Source organism: Gemmatimonas sp. (assembly GCF_041689975.1).
Taxonomy (GTDB): domain Bacteria; phylum Gemmatimonadota; class Gemmatimonadetes; order Gemmatimonadales; family Gemmatimonadaceae; genus Gemmatimonas.
Window position 1 is genome coordinate 1 of sequence record NZ_JBDNFF010000326.1, and the last position, 3,175, is coordinate 3,175.

5 protein-coding genes and 1 pseudogene are annotated in these 3,175 nt (G+C 65.2%); 1 reads left to right on the forward strand and 5 read right to left on the reverse strand.

Features of this window, described 5'->3' with window-relative positions:
* Positions 1-715: pseudogene (locus tag ACESNG_RS19535) on the forward strand (hypothetical protein); the annotation flags it as partial.
* A gap of 215 nt (positions 716-930) precedes the next feature.
* Here the strand turns inward: ACESNG_RS19535 and ACESNG_RS19540 are convergent.
* From ACESNG_RS19540 to ACESNG_RS19560, 5 genes are all read right to left on the reverse strand, one after another.
* Positions 931-1,074, reverse strand: coding sequence for a hypothetical protein (locus tag ACESNG_RS19540; RefSeq protein WP_373070452.1), 144 nt, complete (start codon positions 1,072-1,074; stop codon positions 931-933).
* The gene (locus tag ACESNG_RS19545) at positions 1,071-1,361 is read right to left on the reverse strand and encodes a hypothetical protein (protein WP_373060274.1); all 291 of its coding nucleotides are present in this window, start codon (positions 1,359-1,361) and stop codon (positions 1,071-1,073) included. The genes ACESNG_RS19540 and ACESNG_RS19545 overlap by 4 nt, the downstream gene beginning before the upstream one ends.
* A 168-nt stretch (positions 1,362-1,529) precedes the next feature.
* Positions 1,530-2,081 carry a serine/threonine-protein kinase gene (locus ACESNG_RS19550; RefSeq protein ID WP_373070454.1) on the reverse strand — a complete coding sequence of 184 codons (552 nt, stop codon included), beginning with the start codon at positions 2,079-2,081 and terminating at the stop codon, positions 1,530-1,532.
* Between the two features lie 70 nt (positions 2,082-2,151).
* Complete coding sequence (locus ACESNG_RS19555; RefSeq protein WP_373060270.1) at positions 2,152-2,952, reverse strand: hypothetical protein; 801 nt, start codon at positions 2,950-2,952, stop codon at positions 2,152-2,154.
* A gap of 16 nt (positions 2,953-2,968) precedes the next feature.
* Positions 2,969-3,175 (reverse strand): hypothetical protein (locus ACESNG_RS19560; RefSeq protein ID WP_373070456.1); only part of this gene is annotated, 207 nt, incomplete at its 5' end.

The following is a 3,175-nucleotide window of genomic DNA, read 5'->3' on the forward strand; positions in this document are numbered from 1 at the left end:
CACCTTGAGCGCCCTCCTCAAGCAGTCGTTTCTCACGATGATTCGCGCCGACGACTCGGCGCCCGATCTCTCGGCAGCGTCAGAGATCTTACTGGCGCGCGTTGGGGCCTTGGTGTACGGCCTCGTCCAGCGAGCGCCCCAGTGCGCGGTGATGCAGGCCGCTGCCGCTGGGTCGAATTCCGCCCTGATGCATGCGTTGGCGGACATGGTCATCACGGAAGCCCCAGCGCAAGACGCGTGGGCTACGGTGCTGCTGCGGGGACGAGTCGCGCTGGCCGAGCGCCTTGAAGCGTCGGGGGGCGTATGGACGGCTGATGAGGCGGGTGTGAATCTTCAGGTGTCTCGAGAGGCGCTTCGGCAGTGGCGCGCGCAGGGGCGGGTGCTGGCCTTGGCGCGACAGGATGGCTCGTTCTCCTATCCGCTGGCGCAGTTCAAGCATCCCGAGGCGGATACCGGTGTGCCTCGGCCGTACGACGCTATTAAGCAGATCAACGAAATCGTCGGCGCTCGGTTAAGCCCCGAAGAGTTGGTGGCGCTACTTGCGTCTCCGCAGGTCATGCTGAAAGGTCCCGACGGGCAACAGCAGACACCGTTTGCCGCGCTGGCCGTAGGGGACGTCAAGCGCGTATTGGCCCTCGTGCGGTGGATCGTCATGCCGCCTGACGACGACGCGCCGACCGTCGATGCCGTGCCGATGGAGTCCGCTGTAGCGTGAGCGTATTGCTTTTTGGCCCAGCTGGCGGACTGCCGGCTGGACCGTACACGGCGTCCAGATGAGCGAACTCACCGCGCCGCCGCATTGGCGTGGGGACACAGCGCCCGCCTCGGGACTGATCTCACAGCACTTTCCCTTGCCTGTCACCACTTGGGCATTGGGCTGCTCGCGTAACGCACACTCGAGCGCCAGCGGCTACCACCGTCAACAAGGGCCTACGGGCTCTTCGCCTCCGCCCGCCGCACGATCCAGATATTCGACTCCACCTGCTGCGCCGCGTAGTACAACGTGCGCCCATCCGGCGACGCGACGATGCTCTTCGGCAGGTCCGCCGTATACGGCAGCGAATCGGCAATCACCACCGCTGCAGCGATTCGATATCCTGCAGGATCAACGCGCCACGGTTGGTGAAGTACACGACCTGCCGATAGCCGGGCAGGAACGCGAGCTCGCCGGAGCCGGCATCGGCGTTCAGTTGACGAAGCGTACCCGCAGCGATGTCGTACAACGCGTGGCCCGCGACGTCACCGGATTGCTCGCTCATGGCCCCGAACAACCAGCGCCCGTCGCGGGACCAGTTGTACGCGTCAAACTTTGTTGCGCCGACCGTCACTCCCGGCGCCGCCTTCGACGTCGCACGCGTCATCGGCCATGGTGGCCCGCCGATGACCACGGATTGGAGTTGCGCGTCAGTCGGAAAGAGGCTGGTCGCGAGTCGTGCACCATCCGAGGAAAACCGCGCACCCAATACCCCTTCCGGAATATTGGTCAGTCGCGTGCGGCCACTGCCATCGCGCCGGATGGACCGCCACCTTCACCCAACCCATACACGATCTGCGTGCCATCGGGCGACCACGAGGGCTGCACACCAACCGACGTCAGTCGGCGCGGCGACTCCCAGCGCGTGGCCGTTCTGCAGCAGGATGTTCTCGGGCTTGATGTCGCGGTGAATCACGCCGAGGCCGTGCGCGTAGCCGAGGGCGTCAGCGACTTCGCGCGCAATCAGGACCGCATCATCGATGGGCAACTGCTTCTCGCGTTCCAATCGCGCGCGCAACGTTTCGCCGGTCACCAACGGCATCACGTAGGACAGCAGGCCGTCGGCGTCGCCGCTGTCGAGCAACGGCAGAATGTGCAGATGCTGCAAGCGCGCCGTGGTGCGGATTTCGGTGAGGAACCGCTCGCCGCCGAGTGCCGCGCCCAAGTCCGGATGCAACACTTTGATCGTGACATCGCAATCGTGCTTGAGATCGTGCGCGAGGTACACGGTAGCCATGCCGCCCTGCCCGAGCTCGCGCTCGAGGCGGTAGCGGTCGGCTAAGGCTACGGTGAGGCGGGAGACGACGTCGCGTGCCGGATCAGTCATGCGGAAGCAGTCCGGTGAGTTGACAGCGATTCATTGCGGCGCCACGGGATTTTGACGAGAGAAGGCTCGCTTAACCTACGGTCATGTCGGCCGGTTGCGCGATGACACCGCCCAACGCGCCGCGATGCTCGCGGGTATGGGCCCAGTCGCTATCAGATTGTGGCACGAAAAAGGATGCGGTGCGGCGATTCTGGAGCAGCGCCCCAGGCTCTCGGTGCGTGTTCGCCGCGATGAAGGCATCCGCGCTCTCGACCATGCGGCGAAAATGCTGCGCGGCCTCTTCGACGCGGTAGGCACCGGTGAAGCGGAGATACGCGGCGTCCTCGGGCGTGATGGTGCGACGGCGGAACTGCTCGAGGTACGACGAGGGATTGAGCCCGGGATTCTTGTCGACCACGGCCCACACCAACGCGGGAAACTCAAGGATGTGCGTATCCGCGAAGATGGCATCCACCAGATCCCGCGGCTCGCGTCGATTGGCGAGCGCGACCAGCTTGTTGATCGCGAGGTCGATGGGATGAAGCATCACACCGCCACCAGTCATGGCCACGAGCGGGAGAAAGCGCCACGCCGATTCATGCGCCCAATCGAGGACCGTGGCTTCGCCATCACGGCGCGTGGCGGCGCTTACAAACCCGCGATACTCGGCCAGAACCGTGACCTCATAGCCGGCAGCGCGCAGCACGAGCGCGTCGGCCGCGAAGGTCTGATTCGCCGCGTCGGCCGCGTTGTGAAAAAAATCGAGATCGTTGCTGAAGCGCTCACCGGTCGGACCCATGTGCAGCGCAGCCCCGCCTGCCAAATACGACACGTCGGAACGCGTGGGCGCCAGGACGGCGAGAACGGATGCCTGAAACGGAGTGAGCGGCATGGCGCGTCGGCAGCGATCAGGTCGGCGGCGACAGCAGCTGCTCGAGTCGCGCGGCTACACGCCACGCGTCGTGCCCGCCGTGCTTACGCAGGCCGTCGGCCACCCACGCGACATCTTGAGTTCGAACAACAAGGTCGGGTCGCGCCCACCAGAAACAGGTGAGATAGTGCGCACGGTACGCTTTGCGCGCCTCTCGAACGCTCACCATGGCACGAGCATGCTC

Bases quoted from the DNA above. Each gene is read 5' to 3' on its own strand.
- ACESNG_RS19545 (WP_373060274.1), bottom strand. From the start codon at position 1,361: ATGACGCGTGCGACGTCGAAGGCGGCGCCGGGAGTGACGGTCGGCGCA.
- ACESNG_RS19550 (WP_373070454.1), bottom strand. From the start codon at position 2,081: ATGACTGATCCGGCACGCGACGTCGTCTCCCGCCTCACCGTAGCCTTA.
- ACESNG_RS19555 (WP_373060270.1), bottom strand. From the start codon at position 2,952: ATGCCGCTCACTCCGTTTCAGGCATCCGTTCTCGCCGTCCTGGCGCCC.